Origin of the sequence: Mesorhizobium loti R88b (assembly GCF_013170845.1) — a bacterium.
Classification (GTDB): domain Bacteria; phylum Pseudomonadota; class Alphaproteobacteria; order Rhizobiales; family Rhizobiaceae; genus Mesorhizobium; species Mesorhizobium loti_B.
Map to the genome: position 1 here is coordinate 5468725 of NZ_CP033367.1, position 19310 is coordinate 5488034.

Below are 19310 nucleotides of genomic sequence, written 5' to 3' on the forward strand. Positions count from 1 at the left end.
CTTTGCCAAAGCGCATCGCGATCAAGATGATCGAGACCGCGTGCGATAAAATCTTGTTCTCTGATTATCTTCATCCCGGACATGCCTGTGTTCGGGCATGATCCTGCAATCACCACATCCTCTCGGCCCAGACCCGAGGGAGCGTTTTGGGTAGGCTTTCAAAATGTGCGGCAGCGGGCGATGGGAGGCCCGCTGCCGCCGGAGGAGAGCACGATGACTGACTAACGTACCCGGCTCCATGCTTTCCCATGCGGCGGCTCGGGGGTGTTTGAAACCGCCGCATCGGAAAAGTCGTTGTCAGCCCTTGGCGACGGGCAGCGCGACGAAGCGGTTGTTGTCGTCGCGGGTGATCTGCATCAGCACTGCCTTGCGGCCGGATTTCACCGCTTCGGTCATCGCCTTGGTGATGTCGTCGGCGCCATTCACTTCTGTCGAATTGACCGCGGTGATGACGTCACCCGGCTGGATGCCACGATCGGCGGCATCGCTGTCGGGATCGACATCGGTCACCACAAGACCCTTGCCGTTTTCAGATTTGGTGACTTTGAGGCCGAGATCGGCAAGCGTGTCGGGCTTTGCCGGAGCGGCGGGCTGCTGTTGCTGGTCATTCGAGGCCTGCTTGTCACTTGCCGGCAGCTTGCCGAGATCGACCTTGATGGTCTGGCTCTTGCCGTCCCGCCAGACAGTGACGTCGACCAATTTGCCCGGCGAATAAGCGCCAATCAGGCGGGCGAGTTCCTTTGGCGACGCGACGTCCTTGCCCTCGACCTGGGTGATCACGTCACCGGCTGTTATGCCGGCCTTCTTGCCGGGGCCGTCGTCCTGGGCGCTCGACACCAACGCCCCATTGTTGGACTTCAGACCGAGCGATTCGGCGATGTCTGATGTGACCGGCTGGATCTCGACGCCGAGCCAGCCGCGCTGAACCGCACCGCTGTTCATCAGGTCTTCGACAACCTGCTTGGCGGTCGAGGCCGGAATGTCGAAGGCGATGCCGACGCTACCGCCGGAAGGCGAGAAGATCGCCGTGTTGATGCCGACCACCTGGCCGTTGAGATTGAAGGTCGGGCCACCCGAATTGCCGCGATTAACCGAGGCATCGATCTGGAGGAAATCGTCATAAGGTCCGGCGCCGATGTCACGGCCGCGCGCCGAGACGATGCCGGCGGTGACGGTGCCGCCGAGCCCGAACGGATTGCCGACCGCCACGACCCAGTCGCCGACCCGAACCTTGGAATCATCGGCGAAGTCAACATAGGTGAACTTGCCGCCACCATCGACCTTGAGCACGGCGAGGTCGGTGCGCGGGTCGGTGCCGACCAGCTTGGCATCGAGTTCCTTGCCGTCACTGGTCACCACGGTGAAAGCGGTGCCTTCCTCAACGACATGGTTGTTGGTGACGAGGTAGCCGTCCTCGGAAATGAAGAACCCGGAGCCCTGCGCCACCGGCCGCGGCTGGTCGTTGTTGCGGTCGCGGTTACCGAAGCGGCGATGACCATCATCGTTCTGGCCGTTCTGGCTGTTCTGGTCGCCGAAGCCGCGGAACTCCTTGAAGAAGCGTCGCAACTGCGGATTGTTGGGAAGATTATCCAGACCGTCCTGATCATCGGAGCCATCATCAGCGGTCGGCTGGATCTTGGCCTTCACCTTGACGCTGACGACGGCGGGCGAAACGCGCTCGACCACATCTGCAAAGCCTTGCACCTGCGGTGCCTCGACACGTACGGCATCGGCTAGAACAGGACTGGTTCCACTGGTCAGCGCGCCAACGCCGATCACACCGGCAACGGCGACGGAAGCGGCGGCAGCCAGGAGACGGTTGCGGGTTCGGGAATATGAATTGGGGGCAATATTCATGGGTCTCTTATCCTCTTTCAAACGGACGCTGCTTGATCGGCATCCTCGGGGAGAGAGAATTAGAGAGGCGCACATTACAGCGCCATTTCCGACACATGAATCTTTGGTAATGTTGGCGGGGCGGTCGCCGCCGTCAGTCGCGGTGAAGGATGGCGTCCAATGCCGCCTGTTCCTCTGAAGACAGGGACTTTGTCGCCAGTGTCCGGCGCGATCGCGCGGTCAACACAATGAACACGCCTCCGACCAGCAGCAACAGTACTGGCGTGCCCCAAAGCAGTGCGTTGCGCAGGTCGAAACGCGGCTTCAGCAGAACGAATTCGCCGTAACGCGACACGACATAGTCCATCACCTGTTGGTCGGTATCGCCGGCGACGAGGCGCTGGCGCACGAGGATGCGCAAATCACGGGCAAGGTCGGCATCGGACTCATCGATCGACTGGTTCTGGCAGACCATGCAGCGCAGGCCTTCCGACAGGGCCCGTGCCCTCGCCTCGAGCGCCGGATCCGCCAGCATCTCGTCAGGCTTCACCGCCAAGGCAGAGCCGGCGAAGAACAGCGCCAACAGTAGGACAATCGAGGTTAATGAAAGCCGTGCGTTCATGGCAGGGTCGCGGGCGCCACGGCGCTCGCCTGCTTGCGCCGGCGCGAGGGCGCGCCGACACGCAGGCGCCTATCCATCAGCGACATGGCAGCGCCCGCCATCATCACCAGGCCGCCGCCCCAGATCAGCGTCACCAGCGGTTTCCACCACAGGCGCACCACGACCGAGCCATCCTTGTTCTCATCACCGAGCGAGAGGTAGAGCTGACTGAACCAGAGTGTCTTGATGCCGGACTCTGTCGTCGTCATCTGGCGCACGGGGAAGAAGCGCTTGGCCGAGGTGATTTCACCAGCCGCGTTTCCGTCGGCGCCGATCAGTTCGAAGCGACCAAGGTCCTCGCTGTAGTTTGGCCCTTGCGCCGGATAAAGCCCGACGAAACGCAGCGTATGGCCTGACAATTCCACCGTCTCGCCGGCACGCATGGTGAGGATCTTCTCGGTGCCGAAGGAGAGCGTGGCGACTATGCCGAGCAAGGTCAGGCCGAGACCGAGATGGGCCAATGCCGTGCCGAAGACCGAGCGCGGCAGGCCGGCGAAGCGCCTGAACATGACGGCCGGTGCGACAGATCCGACGCCGGACTTGACGGCAAGGTCGGTGAGCGCGCCAGCAACCAGCCAGACGGCAAGGCCGATGCCGAGGGCGGCGAAAACCGACGCACCGTCGATAAACAGGCCGGTGACCAGCATCGCCGCCAGCGCTACTGCGAAGGCCGCCATCAGGCGTTGCGAAGCGGCGAAGACATCGCCACGCTTCCATGCCAGCAGCGGCCCGAACGGCACGATGGCCAGAAGCGGCAGCATCAACGGGCCGAAGGTCAGGTTGAAGAACGGCGCACCGACCGAGATCTTGTCGCCGGTGAGCGCCTCCAACGCCAGCGGATAGAGCGTGCCGACGAGCACCGTGGCTGTCGCCGTGGTCAGGAACAGATTGTTGAGGACGAGCGCGCCTTCACGCGAGATCGGGTGGAACAGGCCGCCGGCCGTCAATTTCGAGGCGCGCAGCGCAAACAATGCCAGCGAGCCGCCGATAAACAGCGTCAAAATGCACAGGATGAAGACGCCGCGCGTTGGATCGGTGGCGAAGGCGTGGACGGAGGTCAGGACACCAGAACGCACCAGGAAGGTGCCGAGCAGCGACAGCGAGAAGGTGAGAATGGCGAGCAGCAGCGTCCAGATCTTCAAGGCCGAGCGCTTTTCCATGACGATGGCCGAATGCAGCAGGGCGGTGCCCGCCAGCCACGGCATGAACGAAGCGTTCTCGACCGGATCCCAGAACCAGAAACCGCCCCAGCCGAGTTCGTAATAGGCCCAGTACGAGCCCATGGCGATGCCACCGGTGAGGAACATCCAGGCGACCAGTGTCCATGGCCGGACCCAGCGCGCCCAGGAGGCGTCGATCCGGCCCTCGATGAGAGCGGCGACCGAGAAGGAGAAGCAGATCGAGAAGCCGACATAGCCAAGATAGAGCAGCGGCGGATGAATGGCGAGGCCGAGATCCTGCAGGACCGGGTTGAGATCGCGGCCTTCGATGGGCGCCGGATTGAGCCGGATGAAGGGATTGGACGTCGCCAGGATGAACAGGAAGAAGGCAGCGCCAATGGCGCCTTGCACAGCCAGCACATTGGCCCGCAGCGTGGCCGGCAAATTGGAGCCGAAAGCGGCGACCAGGGCGCCGAAAAAAGTCAGGATCAGCACCCAGAGCAGCATCGAGCCTTCATGATTGCCCCAGGTTCCGGTGATCTTGTAAATCAGCGGCTGCAGCGAGTGCGAGTTTTCCCACACACTTGCCACCGAGAAATCGGAGTTCGCGTAGGCGCTCGCCAGGGCGACGAAGGACAGCGCCGTCAGGGCAAAGCCTGTGAGCGCGACCGGACCGCCCACAGCCATCAGGCGCTGGTTATTGAGGCGCGCGCCGAACAGCGGCACGGTCATCTGCACCAGCGAAAGCGCAAACGCCAGCACCAGGGCGAAATGTCCGGTTTCAACCATGCCCGTGATTCACTCTTGCTCTCATGCCAGGCTATTCACTCTTGCTCTCCTGCCAGACGCCCTTGGCCTTCAGGCCGTCGGCCACTTCCTTGGGCATGTAGCGCTCATCATGCTTGGCCAGCACGCTGTCGGCAACGAAGACACCGTCCGGGCCGAAAGTGCCTTCGGTGATGACGCCCTGCTCTTCGCGGAAGAGATCGGGCAGGATGCCAGTATAGGTCACCCTGACCGATTTGTGGGTGTCCGTGACCGAAAACGCGACCGTCGCGCCCTGCCCGCGCTGGATGGTGCCCTTTTCGACCAGACCGCCGAGCCTGATACGCTGACCAGGCTGGACGCTTGCCGTGGTGAGGTCGGCCGGCATGTAAAAATACGAGGCCTTCTGGCCAAGAGCGTAGAAGGTCAGCCCGGTGGCGGCGCCCAGGAAAGCCAATCCACCTGCAATGACCGACAACCGCTTCTGCTTGCGCGTCATATCCAGTTCTACTCCGTCGCCGTCAGGCCGAGCGAGGCGGCAAAGGCGGTGAATTTCTTGGCTTCGTCACTGCCGGCGCCGAAGACAGCTATGGCACGACCCAGCGCATCGCGCGCCTGGTCGGCCTTGCCCAGCACGACATAAGAACGAACGAGCCGCATCCATCCTTCCGGGTCACGCGGATTTTGCCGCAGTTTTTCGTCGAGGCCGGCGACCATCGTGTTGATCATGGCTTCGCGATCCTGCTGCGACATCGAGGACGCGGCGTCGACAGCCGCGGCATCGGGGCCTTTCGCTGCCGCGCCGGAAGCAACTTCCGGGTTACCGGATTTGGCCAATGCCTGCTCGACGGCGCCACGCCATGGCGAGTCCGGCGGCAAAGTACCAAGCATCGCCTGCCAGGCCGTCACCGCTTCCTTGTTTCGCCCCTCCTGCGCCAAGGCCATCGCCAGATAGAAGTTGGCTTTCGCATTGGCCGGATCGAGTTTCAGCGCCGCCTCGAAGGCATCCTGGGCATCGGCGGAAACAATGCCGCCTGCCGCACCGGCGATCGCCTCGCCAAGCCCCGCCCGACGGGCGGCACTGTCGCCGTCGAGACGGATGGCGTTGCGATAGGCGGCCACCGCATCGGAAAAGCGCTGCATGCGCAGATAGACCGGCGCCAGCACCTCCCATCCCCTGCCATCGGCAGGGTTGGCGGCAAGATGAGCCTCGGCCCGCGCCACCAACTCGTCAACCGAACTGTCGGCCGGGTTCTTGGCCAGCCGCTGGCTAAGCGGCTGCGACGGCAAATCAGGCGAGCCGATCTGGCTGTAAAGACCCCAGCTGACCAGCGGCACGGCCAGCACGGCCACGGTCGCGACAAGCCGTGCCGTGACAGAGGCCTGCCTGGCCGAGGTCTCGCCGGCCTTATCCGCGTTGTCGAGGCGAAGAATGCGGCGCGCGATTTCGGCACGGGCCTCGGCCACTTCCATAGGCTGGATCAGGCCGCGCGCGGCGTCTCGGTCAAGCTCGGACAATTGATCGCGATAGACTTCCAGATCGTGACCGCTGCTCGACGACGCGCCCTTGGCGCCTCCGGCCAGCGGCAACAGCACCGCCAGGCTCGCACCGAGCGTCAGTATCGCGGCTATGACCCAGAACAGCATGGTTCTTCCAATAACGGCAGAGCCCTGCCCTGCCAACACGGGCATCCTGCGACGCTTTGACGGCCGGACGCCTGTCCTTGATCGACATCAACCGGCCGGAGCCGGTCTGGATATCAGGTCAGCGGCGTCCAACTGCCGTCGGCGTTGCGGCACGCGGTTCCACGGGCGGTGACGCCGGCTCCGCCGGTAAAGACCGTCTGCGTGTACTGGCGGCAGTCCTGCGAACCGACGCGATAGGGCTGCGCCGGAACCACCTCGCCGTAACGAGAAGCCTGGTCGCCCTTCCATGTCACCTTCTGGCCGCTGGTCGTATATTCGAGCGCCTTATACTCGGCCTCGAGCGCACTGCGCTTCTCCGTTGCGCTGAGGCTGCTGCCGATCGAGCCGCCAATCAGGCCACCATCCATCGCGGAAATGATTGAGGTGGTGACCTTACCGGCGGAAGGAGGCGTTGAGGCCGGTGTAGCCCCAATGGTTGGACCCTTGCCGCCCAAGGTCGTGCAGCCGGACACGGCCAGCAAGGCGGAAACAAGCGCGACGCGAATCTTCATGCAAACAACCGGTTTTCTTGAGTTGGAGCCTGCCATGGATGCGCCGGGGGCCGCGTCATCGGAGAAGTAGGCGTGGCCATAGTATTGATATTTGTCGGAAATTTGGCCGCTACCGGCAAGGCCGGGAGCAATCGATATTGCTCCGGGAGCAATCGACATGTCGCCATAACTTGGCCCGTCCACCGCTGTCGATTGGCCTGGAAAAGCGTCACTGAAGGCTCCGCAACCGCACCACCGCCTTCAATCCGCCCATACCGGACCGTTCAAGCGCGAGAACGCCTCCATACTCGTTGACGAGGTCGGCGACAATGGCAAGCCCCAAACCTGTTCCCGGTTTTGTCTCGTCCAGGCGCCTTCCGCGCTTCAGCGCGTCGCGCGCCTTATCCTCGGGAATGCCTGGGCCGTCGTCGTCGATGCTGATCTCGAAAAGATTGTCATCCTTGCTGGCCAACGGCGCCACGGTGACCAATACCGCGCTTCTTGCCCATTTCATTGCATTTTCGAGCAGATTGCCGAGCAGTTCCTCGAGGTCCTCGCGCTCGCCGGCGAACACAATCTCGGCAGGCGGCAGTGTCAGCGACAGGCTGGTCTGCGGATTGAGCTTCTGCAACACCCGCACCATGCGCTGCACCAACGGCGTTACCGGCGTGCGATAAACGACGCTGTCGCGCTGCGCGGCCACACGGGCGCGTTGCAGATAATGCTCGACCTGCTTCTGCATGGAGGCGGCCTGTTCGGCAATCAATTGGCCTTTGGCGCCGCCGAGCGCGCGGCCCTCATTGAGCATCACCGCGAGCGGTGTTTTCAATGAATGAGCAAGATTGCCGACCTGAGTCCGAGAGCGCTCGACGATGCGTTTGTTGTTTTCGATCAACGCGTTGGTTTCGTTGGCTAATGGTTCGATCTCGGCCGGGAAGCGGCCGTCAAGCCTCTGCGCGGTGCCTTCACGAACCATGGCCAGCGCGTTCCGGACCCTGCGCAGCGGCTGCAAACCAAGAAAAATGGCAATCGCATTGATGGCGATCATGCCGACGCCGAACAGGCCGAGATAGGTCAGCAGCCGGCGCTGGAAGGTGGAGATCTCCTGTTCAAGTTCGCTTTGATTGCCCATGACGCGGAAACGCGCGGCGCGGTTCTTGGCGTCGAGCACGAACTCGCTTTCGAACACCTGGAGTTGCTCGCCATCGATGCCTTCGGTCGCATAGCTGCGCTGGAAGCTGGCATTGAAAGGCACTTCGGCGACGCTTGGCGACGGGATGGTCTTGGTCATCGAAGAGGAATGAAGATCGCCATGCACGCCTTCAGAGGCGGGCTCCACCGACCAGTACCAACCCGAATTCGGCTCCGAGAATCGGAGATCGCCAAGGTCGGGGGCGCCGGTCAGCGCGCCGGTGTCGGAAATGCCGATGGAACCGATCAGGTTGAAAAGATGCGCCGACAACAGGCTGTCGAAACCGCGTTCGCTGGCCTGGCGATAGAGCGTGGTGATCAAAGTGAAGATGACGACAAGGGTCAGGATCGCCCAGACCGTGGAAAAGGCGATGACGCGGAACGTCAGCGAACGCGGCCACAAACGCAGCGAAAGCGGCGCCTTTGCGGTTGGTTTGAGCGGTTCCGAGTTACGCCTCCGGCTCACGCATGCGGTAGCCCATGCCACGCACGGTTTCGATCATGTCGATGCCCATCTTCTTGCGCAGCCGCCCGACAAACACCTCGATGGTGTTGGAATCGCGATCGAAATCCTGGTCGTAGAGATGTTCGACCAGTTCGGTGCGCGAAACGACCTCGCCCATATGGTGCATCAGGTAGGCAAGCAGGCGGAATTCGTGCGAGGTCAGCTTCAACGGCACGCCGTCGACATCGGCCTTCGAGGCCTTGGTGTCGAGGCGCAGTGGTCCGCAGGTCAGTTCGGACGAGGCATGGCCGGCGGCGCGGCGGATCAGGGCCCGGAGCCTCGCCAACACCTCCTCGATGTGGAACGGCTTGGTGACATAGTCGTCGGCACCGGCATCGATGCCGGAGACCTTGTCGCTCCAACGGTCGCGCGCGGTCAGGATCAGCACCGGCATCTTGCGGCCACCGCGCCGCCAGCGCTCGACCACGCTGATGCCGTCCATCTGCGGCAGGCCGATGTCTAGCACGACCGCGTCGTAAGGCTCGGTGTCGCCGAGGAAATGGCCCTCCTCGCCGTCGAAGGCGCGGTCGACCACATAGCCGGCGTCGACCAGCGCATCCGCTATCTGCCGGTTGAGATCCTTGTCATCCTCGACGACGAGTACGCGCATGCGGAGATCGATACCTGTTGAAGAGCTTGGTCAGATATAGGCCGATTCCGTCGGCCTGGAAACGTAGCCCTGTAAGACGTAAAGACTGGATCAGTTCTGCGGAACGACGATCTCGGAACGGCGCGGGCGCTGCCCGTCCTTGCCAGGCACCAGAACGACGATGACGCAGACCGCCTGGCCACCGCGCGTCGACTGCGAGGCCTTGGCCAGCGTTCCGCCATTCTGCTCGGCCACCTGTTGGCCAATCGCGTAGCAGTCGTTCCCGGCCACGACGATCGGATCGTCCTGGCCGGACGCCGCGACCGAAATGGCGCTTGCCTGCGACGCAAACAGCCCGGCGGCACAGAGCGCCAGGGTCGCGGTTCGAAACTGGGAGCAAAGCGTTTTCATGGTCGGCGTTGTAACGCATCGGTGCTGAACGTGAAATGAACAGTGATCGATGCGAAAGCCATGTCCGCTACACCCCTGAAACGCGAGACGACAGATCGTGATTTCGACGCCCCAACTCGACGAAATCACGCAGACGCCAGTCTAGACTCCGTTTCGGTCGCATTGAAAGCGCGTCAGGCATTTTCCTGCGTCAGTGCACGAAACCGCAACAGCCCATGGTGCACAAGGAGATCCTCGTCGTAGCGGGCCTCGGTGAATTCAAGCGTCAGCCGCGTCTGGCCGCGCGGGCCAATCGTCAGCGCCGCATTGGCAAGGCGTGCCTTGATGGCGTCCATGATGGCAAGCGTCTCGGCTTCGCCATGGGCTTTTGACCAAACATGCAGCGTGATCAATTGGTCGTCATTGTTCTCGGCGCCGGTATCCCAGTCAAAGGCCGAGGTCTGCCCGCAGGTCACATAGGGAAAAGCGGCATTTGCGGTTGGACTTTCCAACAGTCCAGCGCCGCCGAGCAACGCCGACAGCGACTTGTCGCTTTTCAGTCTCAGAAACAGTGCCTGCTGCAAATCGCCGGGCGCGGTCATTGTCCATTTCCTCAAGCCATTGCACCACCGACAATGCTTTTCCAAAGCCTGTCCATGTCTGCTTACACTTGCCAGATATAGCGGTTCGCCACGCGAAGACGATGGCGATTCGTCATCGCAATGATGAACGCCGATGATCTCGGAAATACGACTTGCGTCGGCAAGCGCGGTATAGCCGGAACCACGAGGCTGCACAGCAAGCATCAGCACTGCCCGGCAAGAAGAGCATGAACGCGTTGTCCCGCTTGCCTGGTCACTTGATCTTGTCCCATATGGATCGGTCTACACGATGGAATGTTCCTTGCCCGCTTTGGCCGGCCAGATGAGCATTCTCCTAGATTTCCGGAGCCGATCATGCTCGATGCAGAAAAAGCCGGAGCCGCGTCTCGGTTATTGGTAGGCCACTGGGACAAAGGTACCCGTCTCGATGCCATACCCCAAGATTTGCGGCCCAAGACGCGCATTGAAGGCTATGCCATCCAGTCGCATGTGATGGATCGCTCGGCGGCTCCGCTTTTCGGCTGGAAGATTGCCGCGACCAGTCTGGCCGGACAACGACACATCAATGTCGATGGCCCGATGGCCGGGCGTCTCATCGCCGAGAAAGCGGTCGAGGTCGGCGGGACCGTTTCCCTGGTGACGAGCAAGATGCGCGTGGCCGAAATCGAATTCGCTTTCCGTTTCGGTCGTCCGTTGCCGCCACGTCCGGCGCCCTACGAGATCGCCGAGGTGATGGAAGCCGTGGCGAGCTTGCACCCGGCGATCGAAATACCGGACTCGCGCTACAATGATTTCTGCGCTGTCGGGGCACCACAGCTCATCGCGGACAATGCCTGTGCCAATCTGTTTGTCATCGGCGAGGCGGTAAAAGATGAATGGCGCGACGTGAACCTCGCGGAGCATCCGGTGGTCGGTTTGATTTCCGGCAAGTCGCAGCACAATGGATCGGGCGTGGCTGTGCTGGGCGACCCTCGTGTTGCACTCACATGGATCGTCAATGAACTGTCTGGGCTCGGCACAGCCCTCGAGCCGGGACAGCTGGTGATCACAGGCACCTGCGTGACGCCTATCAGCGTCGAGGCGGGCGACGAAGTCATTGGCGATCTTGGCAGATTCGGCCGTGTCTCGGTGCGGTTTGTCTAGGGCACCTCGCTGCTGGCGATGAACTGTCCGACCGGGAACGAACTGTCGCCCCGCAGGCCTGTTTGATTTGGCGCAATGACGGCGGGCGACTTTCCTGACGGAATGAGCATCGGGATGTAGAGCACTCCTGCTGCTGACCCGAAGGAGATCGCCATGAAAACCATATACAGGACAGCAGCGCTCGGGCTCGCGGCCGCAATGCTCATCGCCGGCAGCGCCGGCGTCGTCCAAGCTGCTTCGCTTGTCCAGATTTCGCTCTGGGACAAGGGCGCGAGTATGGAGATGCCGATGGGGCTCGCCTATGCGACGCCCGGAATTGATCCGGCCAAGGCGACCATGGGCGTCAAGGCTTTGCCAGCTGTAGTGAAGGCCGGGCAGGTCACATTCAATGTGAAGAATGATTCCAAGGACACCATTCACGAAATGATCGTTATGCAACTTGCCGATCCCGGCAAGCCGCTTCCTTACATTGATTCCGAGAATCGGGTCGACGAAGACAAAGCTGGCGACAAGGGCGAAGTTTCGGAACTTGACCCCGGGAAATCAGGCACATTGACCGTCGATCTGACGGCTGGAAAATATCTGCTTATCTGCAACGTGCCAGGGCACTATGCCGCCGGCATGTGGGCCGAATTCACCGTCGAGCCATAGGCATTGGGCTTAAAGCGAGGTTGTGCGTCGGGTCGATCAGTGCCCGCCGCGCGGCCTGGCCATCACACTGCGCACCGCCAACACCAGCACCGTGATGATGATCAGGATCACCGACAGCGCTGCGATCGCCGGGTCGATGTTGTCGCGCAGGCCCATCCACATCAGACGCGGCAGCGTGATGGCGTTGACCGAGGTGATGAACAGGGTGACGCCGATCTCTTCCCAGGACAGCACGAAGGACAATAGCGCCGCGGTGACGATACCGAATTTGATGTTGGGCATGATGATGCGCGTGGCGCGCTCCCAGACAGTTGCGCCGAGACCCCGCGCGGCAAGGTCGATGCGGCGGTCGAACTGGCTGAGCGAGACCAAGATCAGCACCGTGGCGAATGGCACCGTCATCACCGAATGCGCCATGACGACACCGAGCCAGGTGTCATAGCCGAAGAACGAACTCATCCCCGAGACCGAGGTCAGAAGGAAGTACAGCGTGATCGCCGACACCACGGGCGGCACGACCATCGGCAGCAACACGAAACCAACGAGGGCCGCCGTGAAGCGTGGCTGGAACATCCAGACGCCGAGGCTGAAGCACAGAGCGAGCACTGTGGAAAAGGCACTGCTGACGATGCCGATGCGGATCGAGAGCAGGATCGAATCGATCCAACGCGGATCCTCGATCAACGCCCTGTAGTGGCGCAGCGACAGTTCGCCCGACGGCATCGCCAACATGCGGCTCGGCGTCAGCGAGACCGGAATGACGGCGAGCAGCGGCATCAACAGGAACAGCGCCACCAAGGCGGCGATAACAAGCGAGACGGGACCGGGGCGATAGGTCGGCATCAGATCAACTGCCTCGGTTTGACATAGCGGAACAGCACCGCCATCAGCACGCCGACGAACAGCACCAGCACGACGCTGATCGCCGCGCCCAGCCCCCAGTCCGGGCTCTGGAAAATCCTGAGATAGATCAGCTCGGCGATCATGACGCTGCGGCCGCCGCCGAGGATTGCCGGGGTAACGAAAAAGCCGAGCGAAAACACGAAGACGATCATCGCGGAGCCGATGATGCCGGAGCGCGTCATCGGCACGAACACGGTCCAGAAGGTGCGCATACGGCTGGAGCCGAGGCCGCGCGCTGCGAGCAGCACCCGGTCGTCGAGGCTGCGCATGGCCGACGCCAGCGGAAAGACGGCGAACGGAATGAGGAAATGCGTCATGCCGACGATGACACCGAATTCATTGCGCACCAGCGCCAGCGGTTCGGAAATGAAGCCGATCGCCTGCAGCCAGGTGTTGATCAGGCCGCGATTGGAGAGCAGCGCCACCCAGCCGAAGGCGCGTGTCAGCACCGATATCCAGAACGGCACGAGGATGCAGAATTCGGCGATCAGGCGCTGCGCGGGGGTGCCACGCACCCAGACGACAGTGATGGCGTAGGCGGCGCAGACCGAGACGATGGTAACGATGGCGGCGATGCGCAGCGTGCGGATGAACACCGACTGCACCAGATCGTCGGTGAGCAATGCTTCATACTGGCCGAGCCCAGGCGTCGGCAGCGTAAAGCTCCATTTGACGACGCCGAGGAACGGCCAGGCATAGGCCAGGACGAGAAACAGGAGCAGCGGCGCCATCAACAGCGCCGCGCCCATCCTGTCTGAGAGATAGGACCGCATCCCTGCCCGGATCAGGCGGAGATGATCTTGGTGTATTCGTCGAGCGCCGCGCCGTAGTTCTTGGCGTACCAATCCATGTCGAGCGCGATCTGCTTCTTCATGTTGTCCGGGTCGACGGGGTTGATGCGCTTCTTGTCGGCAGGGATCAGCGCGTCGGTGGCCGGATTGGCCGGACCCTGGCCGAGCTTGTCGAACATGATGAGCTGCTTTTGCGGATCCTGGGCGCTGGCGATGAATTTCATCGCCGCATCCTTGCCGCCGGGATTGCCCTTGAGCACGGCCAGCGCACCGGGCGAGATCAGGCCCTGATCCCAGATGAACTTGATCTTGCCGCCGGAGTCCTGCTCGATCAGTGAGGCGCGGGTCGACCAGACGATCGCCATCGAGGCTTCGCCGTTGAGCAGCACGCTCTGGCTCTCGGCGCCGCCACCCCAATAGGCAACGACGTTTTCCTTGAAGGCGGCGATCTTGTCATGCGCACGCTTGAGGTCGAGCGGGTAGAGCGAAGCCGGCGCAATGCCGTCGGCGAGAAGGGCCGCTTCCCAGCTCGACACACCCCATTTGTAGAGCGAGCGCTTGCCGGGAAATTTCTTCACATCGAAGAAGTCGGCCATGCCGGTCGGGGCATCCTTGCCGTATTTTTCGGAATCATAGGCGATAATGTAGGAGAAGAAATAGGTCGAGGCGGCATAGTCCCAGCCGAAGCCCGGCCGCATCTTCTTCTTGTCGACGATGTTGTAGTCGATGGGCTCCAGCGCGCCCTGGGCGCCGAGCGTGATGGCCGAGAACGGATCGACGTCGACCAGATCCCAGGTCGGGGCGCCGCTCTTGAACTGCGCCGAGATGGCGCCTTCGGTCGGGCCCGAGCCGTCCATCTTCACGGTAATGCCGGTGTCCTTGGTGAAGGCCTGGCCGTAGGCGGCATCGTAAGCCGTAATGGCGTCGCCACCCCAGTTGACCAGCACCAGTTCCTTGGCCTGCGCGAAGGCACCGGTCGAGCGCAGCAGCATCGGCGTGCCGGCAAGTACGAGGGCCGCCAACTGCGTGAACTGGCGGCGCGAAATCTCGCCGCGGCCTGCCTTGGCGGACAGGCTGTCGATGGCTTGTTTCCTGGTATCGTTAGTCATGTCAGTTCCCCTTTTTGTCGTTGATCGTTCCCGGAAGCCTGCGTGTCCCATCGGTCCACGCTGGCGGTCATTGTCCTCCATCCGGAAGGAGGAAACCCTTTTCCGCCGGCCATGTCAGCCAGACGGAATTGCCTTTGCTCAGCGCTGCCGCCGCGACCTCGTTCGGCACCGAAACGGTCACCTTGGCGCCCTGGCGTGTGGTGAGATCAAGCTTGGTCGCGGCGCCCAGATAGGTCGAGGCGGTGGCGGTCGCGGCAATGCCGTTCTCGCCGACCGCCGCTTCGCGCGCGATCGACATGTGTTCGGGCCGGATCGCCAGGATGGCGTCACCACGGACTTTCTCGGCCTTGCAGTGCATGTTGACCGCGCGGTCCTCGCAGAGGCCCGTCGAACCATTATCGGCGGGCTGGACCCCCTTCAGCGGCAGCATGTTGATCTCGCCCAGGAACTCGGCCACGAAGCGGTTGTCCGGCCGGTCATAGACCTCATCCGGCGCGCCGACCTGCAGCAATTTGCCATGGTTGAAGATGGCGACGCGTGACGACAGCGCCAGCGCCTCGCTCTGATCGTGGGTGACGAACACAAAAGTGGTGCCGGTTTCCTGGTGCAGGCGCTTCATTTCGGCCTGCATCTGGCCACGCAAGCTCTTGTCCAGCGCCGAGAACGGTTCGTCGAGGAGCAGCACGCCCGGTTCGAACACCAGCGCCCGGGCAAGCGCCACGCGCTGCTGCTGGCCGCCGGAGAGCTGCGAGGGCAGTTTCTTCTCGTGGCCGACCAGACCGACGCGCTCGATCATCTCGCCGACACGCTTCTTGATCTCGGAGGATGATTTCTTGCGGACCTTGAGCGGGAAAGCGATGTTGGCCTCGACGCTCATATGCGGGAACAGCGCATAGCCCTGGAACACCATGCCGGCGGCGCGTTGTTCGGCCGGGCGATCGGTGATGTCGGTGCCGTCGCTGAACAGCTTGCCTTCGGTCGGCTGCACGAAGCCGGCCAGGATCATCAGGAAGGTGGTCTTGCCCGAACCGGAGGGGCCAAGCAGGGTCAGGAACTCGCCACGGCCGATATTGAGCGTCAGATTGTCCAGCGCACGGAACGAGCCGAAGCTCTTGCCGATCCCGATTGCCTTGATCTCCGCGGCCCGGCCGGGTTGCTGCATCCTGCCTCTTCCTCAGTCCCAAGAGGAAATCGTAGGCAGGCTGGCGGCTCACCGCAACCGAATAGTTTTCGCCTCATCGGCAAATTTCATTCATCTATGCCGGGCTGGTCGCCCTGTCCTCAATAGGGCTGAATGCGGTTCTCCGAGAGCTTCGACCTCAGCCACCCAGCGAAAGCGTCCAGCACCGGATGCGAAGCCTTGGCGTGTTCGGAGACGAGGAAATAGGAGCGCGGCGACTTGATGGCGATGTCGAACGGCCTGACCAGCCGGCCCTCGCTGAGTGCGCGCCGGCTGGTCAGTTCGTCGCCCATGGCAATGCCCTGGCCGGCAATCGCCGCCGAGAAGACCAGGTTCATGTCGGAGAAGAAGATGCCGCCCTCGGTATCCGGGTTTTCCACCTTGGACAGGGCCAGCCAGCGCGCCCAATCCTCGGTGTCGTCGAGATGCAGCAGATTGGCGCGCAGCACGTCCGCCGGCCGGGAAAAACCGCCGACCTTGTTGAGCAGCGTCGGGCTGCATAGCGGCGTGAAGGAGATTTCGCAGAGTGGCTCAACCAAGCGGTTCGGCCAATTGCCAACACCGAAAGCGATGAAGGCGTCAGCCTCCGCATTGCTGACATCGTCGAGCCGCCTGGGCGTCAGGATGCGCAACGCCACGTCAGGATACATCTGCCGGAACTCGCCGATATGGGTGCATAAAAACAGTGAAGCAAAGCCCGGCGTGCAGGAAACGGCGAACGAGCCGCCGACACCGGTGCCGGCATCGCGCGTCACCGCGTCGCCCAGCACGGTGAGCGCCTTGCGCACGTCGCTGGCATAGCGCTGGCCACGCGGGGTGAGCGCGACGCCCTTGCCGATGCGTTCCAGCAGATCGAAGCCGAGGTCGCGCTCCAGCAGCCGCAATTGATGGCTGACCGCGCTGCGGGTGAGGTGCAGTTCATCGGCGGCGCGCCAGACGCTGCCGTGGCGGGCGAAACTGTCGAGGGCGCGCAGCGCTTGCGTGGATGGAATTCTCAAGAGGTGAACCGAATTTGCACGAACCGGGAAAACATATCACTTTTTGGCGCGCCGCTTCACTGCTTTCTTTGACACATGGACAAAGCGGTGACGACATCAGCGCAAGAGACTGCGCTCGCTTGCATCGACGGCATCCAGCCGTCGCTGTCGGCATGGACGCGCACCATTTTCGATTTCGGCGAGACCGCCTGGCGCGAATACCAGTCGGCCGCCTTGTACGTAGCGCGGCTGAAGCATGAGGGTTTTTCCGTCGAGGAAGGCTCGGGCGGCATGCCGACCGCCTTCTGCGCCCACTGGACGAATGGCGCGGGGCCGACGATCGGCATGTATGCCGAATATGACGCGGTGCCCGGCAATTGCCAGGACGCGGTGACGATGAAGCAGCCGCGGCCCGGCCTTGGCGTCGAGGCCGGCGGCCACACCGATCCGCATTCGGGGCTCGGCATGGCAAGCCTCGGCGGCCTGTTGGCCACCAAGGCCGCCATGCAGCGCCACGGCATTCCAGGCACGCTGCGCTTCACCGGCGAGCCGGCGGAGAAGGTTCGCGGCTCGAAGCCGATCCATGCTGCCAAAGGCTATTATGATGGCCTTGCCGGCATGATCTCGTTCCATCCCTTCTACATGCTGCCGCTCTGCAACACGGCGCGCTGGGATACGCATTGCGGCGCTGCCTACGCGATGATCTACCGCTTCATCTGCGACGAACCCGAAAACTGGATCCACGCAGGCGATGGTGCGCCGATCCCGCAGGCGCATTCGGCGGTCCGCGCCCCGGGCGCCAATGACGCGCTGATGACGATGTACATGACCTCCAAGGCGCTGCGCGATTCCATGCTGCCGCACCAGGGCGGCTGGTCGATCAGCGAGGCGATCCTGACCGCCGGCCAGGCAACGGCCGACAATCTGCCGGCGGGCCTGTCCGAGATCCAGTACATGATCCGCGTGCCGACCATTGCCATGGCTGAGCAGGTCACATCAGTGCTCGACCGCAATGCCGCCGCCGCCGCCAGCATGAGCGGCTGCCGCTATGAGCGCCACTGGGTGTCGAAGTCGCGGCCAGGGCTGGCCAACCATGCCATGGCCGAGATAGCCTATGAAGCGCTGTCGACGGTCGGCCCGCCGCGCTGGGACGAGGCCGCCAAGGCAATCGCGCGCGAAATCCAGGTCAATGCCGGGGCTACCGCGACGGAGAACCCGTTCATCGACGAGTTGGAGCGGCTGATTTCGCCACAAGACGCGGAGGCGATCCTGCGCCGCGACCTGCCACCCTCGCAGGTGAATTCGACCTCCGACGACTACACCGACATGAGCTGGCATGCGCCGACGGCACGCTTCTATGTCGCGCGCCCGGCGCTGCGCTCGGCGAAGGGGCACGCCTATCCCTCCTGGGTGATGAATGCGCTAGGTGGCATTTCCGCCACCATCGACCCGATGGTGACCTGCGCGGCCAAGACCGTCGCGCTGGCGGCGCTGCGCCTGCTCGAGGACAAGACCGCCCGCGACGCGGCGATGGACGAATTCGTCACCCGCACCGGAGGCGGCGTTGGTGGCACGAACTGGATCGCGCCGCTCTGCGACTACGAACCGCCGGTCAATTTCCGCTGGCCGGAATATGTCACCACCGCGCGCGGCCGCGACTGGTGGATCCCAAGCAATGCATGACCGACCAACTCTTGAGAACAAGCCCACGAGGAGAACTCCATGACCGTTCATGATCGCATCGTCGCCGAGCCGTTTTCGCTGCAGCGCCGCAATCCGACTGGCGGCACCAAGCCGCTGACATCATGGGGCTTCGCCAACGAAACCGACGTGCTGACCGACGTGCTGCTCGGCTCACCGAATTTCCTCCGCCACCTGTCGACCAGCTCGCTGTCGCGCAAACATCTGCGCGAGGCGCCCTGCAACGTCCAGATCGCCCAGGCGCAGCACAAGGACCTGGTCGCCGCCTACGAGCATTTTGGCGTCAACATCCACTGGCACGAGCCGACGCCGGAACTGCCGATGCAGGTCTATTCCCGCGATTCCAGCGTCATGACACCCTATGGCGCCTTCATCACCGCCATGGCCAACTGGTGGCGACGCGGCGAGAATTATGCCGCCATCCGCACCTACGAGAAACTCGGCATCCCGATCTACGACATGGTCACCGCAGGCACTTTCGAGGGCGGTGACTTCAACGTCATCGAGGAAGGCGTGGTGCTGATCGGCTGCGGCGGCGCCCGCACGCAGGAGGAAGGCGCCCGTCAGGTGCAGTCCTGGTTCGAGAAAGAGGGCTGGGAGACGCGTCTCGCCTTCATCGACGAATACTATGTCCATATCGACCTGATGGTGGTGCCGATCGCCGAAAAGCTCACCGCCGTCTGCCTCGCCTGCACCGAACCCGGCATTGTCGACTGGCTGAAGGGCAAGGGCCACGAGATCATCGACGTGCCGTTCCAGGACACGATGGCGCTCGGCTGCAACTTCATGTCGCTGGGCAAGGACCGGGTCATCGCGCCGACCTCCTCGAAGACGCTGATCGAAAAGCTCAAGGCGCGCGGCTTCGAGGTCGCGGCCGTCGACATGAGCGAGATCTCCAAGACCGGCGGCGGCATCCACTGCATGGCACAGGCGCTGAAGCGCGAAGCAGCATGATAGAAGGATAACGGCAACGACCCCT

General features: G+C 62.8%; 20 protein-coding genes. 4 read left to right on the top strand and 16 right to left on the bottom strand.

Annotation, left to right across the window (positions count from 1 at the left end; genetic code table 11):
- Positions 1 to 297: 297 nt before the first annotated feature.
- The 10 genes from EB235_RS26870 to EB235_RS26915 all read right to left on the bottom strand — a co-directional run bounded on the left by EB235_RS26870 (position 298) and on the right by EB235_RS26915 (position 9876).
- Positions 298 to 1857: a Do family serine endopeptidase gene (locus EB235_RS26870; RefSeq protein WP_027034370.1), complete on the bottom strand. Its 1560-nt coding sequence runs from the start codon at positions 1855 to 1857 to the stop codon at positions 298 to 300.
- Between the two features lie 133 nt (positions 1858 to 1990).
- Positions 1991 to 2458 carry a cytochrome c-type biogenesis protein gene (locus tag EB235_RS26875; protein WP_027034369.1) on the bottom strand — a complete coding sequence of 156 codons (468 nt, stop codon included), beginning with the start codon at positions 2456 to 2458 and terminating at the stop codon, positions 1991 to 1993.
- Positions 2455 to 4446, bottom strand: a complete 1992-nt coding sequence (locus tag EB235_RS26880; RefSeq protein ID WP_027034368.1) for a heme lyase CcmF/NrfE family subunit — start codon at positions 4444 to 4446, stop codon at positions 2455 to 2457. The genes EB235_RS26875 and EB235_RS26880 overlap by 4 nt, the downstream gene beginning before the upstream one ends.
- 31 nt (positions 4447 to 4477) lie before the next feature.
- Positions 4478 to 4921 (bottom strand): cytochrome c maturation protein CcmE, encoded by a 444-nt coding sequence (ccmE, locus tag EB235_RS26885; RefSeq protein WP_027034367.1) that lies wholly within the window; start codon positions 4919 to 4921, stop codon positions 4478 to 4480.
- A gap of 8 nt (positions 4922 to 4929) precedes the next feature.
- Positions 4930 to 6069, bottom strand: coding sequence for a c-type cytochrome biogenesis protein CcmI (gene ccmI / locus EB235_RS26890; RefSeq protein WP_027034366.1), 1140 nt, complete (start codon positions 6067 to 6069; stop codon positions 4930 to 4932).
- Positions 6070 to 6182: 113 nt separating this feature from the next.
- Positions 6183 to 6620, bottom strand: coding sequence for a hypothetical protein (locus EB235_RS26895; RefSeq protein ID WP_032926108.1), 438 nt, complete (start codon positions 6618 to 6620; stop codon positions 6183 to 6185).
- A gap of 208 nt (positions 6621 to 6828) precedes the next feature.
- Entirely contained in the window at positions 6829 to 8256 is a 1428-nt protein-coding gene (locus EB235_RS26900) for an ATP-binding protein (protein ID WP_027034364.1), read from the bottom strand.
- The gene (locus EB235_RS26905) at positions 8240 to 8905 is read right to left on the bottom strand and encodes a response regulator transcription factor (protein ID WP_019857144.1); all 666 of its coding nucleotides are present in this window, start codon (positions 8903 to 8905) and stop codon (positions 8240 to 8242) included. Before EB235_RS26905 ends, EB235_RS26900 begins: the two co-directional genes overlap by 17 nt.
- A 90-nt stretch (positions 8906 to 8995) precedes the next feature.
- Positions 8996 to 9295 (bottom strand): hypothetical protein, encoded by a 300-nt coding sequence (locus EB235_RS26910; protein WP_027034363.1) that lies wholly within the window; start codon positions 9293 to 9295, stop codon positions 8996 to 8998.
- Positions 9296 to 9468: 173 nt separating this feature from the next.
- Positions 9469 to 9876: a DUF3168 domain-containing protein gene (locus EB235_RS26915; protein WP_027034362.1), complete on the bottom strand. Its 408-nt coding sequence runs from the start codon at positions 9874 to 9876 to the stop codon at positions 9469 to 9471.
- Positions 9877 to 10230: 354 nt separating this feature from the next.
- Here EB235_RS26915 and EB235_RS26920 point away from each other — a divergent pair, with 354 nt between their 5' ends.
- Positions 10231 to 11019: a 2-keto-4-pentenoate hydratase gene (locus EB235_RS26920; RefSeq protein ID WP_027034361.1), complete on the top strand. Its 789-nt coding sequence runs from the start codon at positions 10231 to 10233 to the stop codon at positions 11017 to 11019.
- On the opposite strand, the gene EB235_RS26925 is transcribed toward EB235_RS26920, so the two are convergent.
- Positions 11016 to 11225 (bottom strand): hypothetical protein, encoded by a 210-nt coding sequence (locus tag EB235_RS26925; RefSeq protein WP_167334840.1) that lies wholly within the window; start codon positions 11223 to 11225, stop codon positions 11016 to 11018. The two genes, EB235_RS26920 and EB235_RS26925, sit on opposite strands and share 4 nt — an antisense overlap.
- Between EB235_RS26925 and EB235_RS26930 the strand changes: the two genes are divergently transcribed.
- Positions 11218 to 11670 (top strand): cupredoxin domain-containing protein, encoded by a 453-nt coding sequence (locus tag EB235_RS26930; protein ID WP_245268930.1) that lies wholly within the window; start codon positions 11218 to 11220, stop codon positions 11668 to 11670. The genes EB235_RS26925 and EB235_RS26930 overlap by 8 nt on opposite strands.
- Positions 11671 to 11706: 36 nt before the next feature.
- Here the strand turns inward: EB235_RS26930 and EB235_RS26935 are convergent, their stop codons facing one another.
- The 5 genes from EB235_RS26935 to EB235_RS26955 all read right to left on the bottom strand — a co-directional run bounded on the left by EB235_RS26935 (position 11707) and on the right by EB235_RS26955 (position 16651).
- The gene (locus tag EB235_RS26935; RefSeq protein ID WP_027034359.1) at positions 11707 to 12513 is read right to left on the bottom strand and encodes an ABC transporter permease; all 807 of its coding nucleotides are present in this window, start codon (positions 12511 to 12513) and stop codon (positions 11707 to 11709) included.
- Positions 12513 to 13346, bottom strand: a complete 834-nt coding sequence (locus EB235_RS26940) for an ABC transporter permease (protein WP_027034358.1) — start codon at positions 13344 to 13346, stop codon at positions 12513 to 12515. The genes EB235_RS26935 and EB235_RS26940 overlap by 1 nt, the downstream gene beginning before the upstream one ends.
- Before the next feature lie 11 nt (positions 13347 to 13357).
- Positions 13358 to 14473, bottom strand: a complete 1116-nt coding sequence (locus tag EB235_RS26945; RefSeq protein WP_027034357.1) for an ABC transporter substrate-binding protein — start codon at positions 14471 to 14473, stop codon at positions 13358 to 13360.
- Between the two features lie 67 nt (positions 14474 to 14540).
- The gene (locus EB235_RS26950; protein ID WP_027034356.1) at positions 14541 to 15635 is read right to left on the bottom strand and encodes an ABC transporter ATP-binding protein; all 1095 of its coding nucleotides are present in this window, start codon (positions 15633 to 15635) and stop codon (positions 14541 to 14543) included.
- Positions 15636 to 15754: 119 nt separating this feature from the next.
- Positions 15755 to 16651: a LysR substrate-binding domain-containing protein gene (locus EB235_RS26955; RefSeq protein WP_027034355.1), complete on the bottom strand. Its 897-nt coding sequence runs from the start codon at positions 16649 to 16651 to the stop codon at positions 15755 to 15757.
- 75 nt (positions 16652 to 16726) lie between these two features.
- Here EB235_RS26955 and EB235_RS26960 point away from each other — a divergent pair, with 75 nt between their 5' ends.
- Together EB235_RS26960 and EB235_RS26965 are read left to right on the top strand one after the other, a co-directional pair.
- Positions 16727 to 18313 carry a peptidase M20 gene (locus EB235_RS26960; RefSeq protein ID WP_027034354.1) on the top strand — a complete coding sequence of 529 codons (1587 nt, stop codon included), beginning with the start codon at positions 16727 to 16729 and terminating at the stop codon, positions 18311 to 18313.
- Positions 18314 to 18352: 39 nt separating this feature from the next.
- Positions 18353 to 19285, top strand: a complete 933-nt coding sequence (locus EB235_RS26965) for a dimethylarginine dimethylaminohydrolase family protein (protein ID WP_027034353.1) — start codon at positions 18353 to 18355, stop codon at positions 19283 to 19285.
- Positions 19286 to 19310 lie beyond the last annotated feature (25 nt).

Bases quoted from the DNA above. Each gene is read 5' to 3' on its own strand.
- EB235_RS26895 (WP_032926108.1), bottom strand. From the start codon at position 6,620: ATGAAGATTCGCGTCGCGCTTGTTTCCGCCTTGCTGGCCGTGTCCGGC.
- EB235_RS26945 (WP_027034357.1), bottom strand. From the start codon at position 14,473: ATGACTAACGATACCAGGAAACAAGCCATCGACAGCCTGTCCGCCAAG.
- EB235_RS26960 (WP_027034354.1), top strand. From the start codon at position 16,727: ATGGACAAAGCGGTGACGACATCAGCGCAAGAGACTGCGCTCGCTTGC.
- EB235_RS26910 (WP_027034363.1), bottom strand. From the start codon at position 9,295: ATGAAAACGCTTTGCTCCCAGTTTCGAACCGCGACCCTGGCGCTCTGT.
- EB235_RS26875 (WP_027034369.1), bottom strand. From the start codon at position 2,458: ATGAACGCACGGCTTTCATTAACCTCGATTGTCCTACTGTTGGCGCTG.
- EB235_RS26870 (WP_027034370.1), bottom strand. From the start codon at position 1,857: ATGAATATTGCCCCCAATTCATATTCCCGAACCCGCAACCGTCTCCTG.
- ccmE (WP_027034367.1), bottom strand. From the start codon at position 4,921: ATGACGCGCAAGCAGAAGCGGTTGTCGGTCATTGCAGGTGGATTGGCT.
- EB235_RS26940 (WP_027034358.1), bottom strand. From the start codon at position 13,346: ATGCGGTCCTATCTCTCAGACAGGATGGGCGCGGCGCTGTTGATGGCG.
- EB235_RS26930 (WP_245268930.1), top strand. From the start codon at position 11,218: ATGCTCATCGCCGGCAGCGCCGGCGTCGTCCAAGCTGCTTCGCTTGTC.
- EB235_RS26965 (WP_027034353.1), top strand. From the start codon at position 18,353: ATGACCGTTCATGATCGCATCGTCGCCGAGCCGTTTTCGCTGCAGCGC.
- EB235_RS26920 (WP_027034361.1), top strand. From the start codon at position 10,231: ATGCTCGATGCAGAAAAAGCCGGAGCCGCGTCTCGGTTATTGGTAGGC.
- EB235_RS26905 (WP_019857144.1), bottom strand. From the start codon at position 8,905: ATGCGCGTACTCGTCGTCGAGGATGACAAGGATCTCAACCGGCAGATA.
- EB235_RS26950 (WP_027034356.1), bottom strand. From the start codon at position 15,635: ATGCAGCAACCCGGCCGGGCCGCGGAGATCAAGGCAATCGGGATCGGC.
- EB235_RS26925 (WP_167334840.1), bottom strand. From the start codon at position 11,225: ATGAGCATTGCGGCCGCGAGCCCGAGCGCTGCTGTCCTGTATATGGTT.
- EB235_RS26915 (WP_027034362.1), bottom strand. From the start codon at position 9,876: ATGACCGCGCCCGGCGATTTGCAGCAGGCACTGTTTCTGAGACTGAAA.
- EB235_RS26935 (WP_027034359.1), bottom strand. From the start codon at position 12,513: ATGCCGACCTATCGCCCCGGTCCCGTCTCGCTTGTTATCGCCGCCTTG.
- EB235_RS26880 (WP_027034368.1), bottom strand. From the start codon at position 4,446: ATGGTTGAAACCGGACATTTCGCCCTGGTGCTGGCGTTTGCGCTTTCG.
- ccmI (WP_027034366.1), bottom strand. From the start codon at position 6,069: ATGCTGTTCTGGGTCATAGCCGCGATACTGACGCTCGGTGCGAGCCTG.